Origin of the sequence: Thermus thalpophilus (assembly GCF_022760915.1) — a bacterium.
Classification (GTDB): Bacteria; Deinococcota; Deinococci; order Deinococcales; family Thermaceae; genus Thermus; species Thermus thalpophilus.
On record NZ_JAKTNS010000175.1, the window covers coordinates 1 to 205 of the forward strand.

1 pseudogene is annotated in these 205 nt (G+C 63.4%); it reads right to left on the reverse strand.

Going from position 1 to position 205, the window contains the following annotated elements:
* Positions 1-199, reverse strand: a pseudogene (locus L0D17_RS13485) (IS256 family transposase); the annotation flags it as partial.
* Between the last annotated feature and the right edge of the window lie 6 nt (positions 200-205).

Genomic DNA, 205 nt, shown 5'->3' on the forward strand with positions numbered 1-205 from the left:
AGGTGGTCTCCAGCTTGCGGGGGTAGTAGCCGTTCCTGCGGCCTCCGTGCACCTGCAAGAAGGCCGTCCGGTCCAGCTCCAGAACCGTCTGCAGAACCTCGGCTACTGTCTCCCGCACCGCTTCCCTCAGCAAGATCCGCAAGGTATCCTGGTCCACGGGGCACCTCCTCGTGCTAAGGTGTGCCCCCCTATTAAACACGGACCC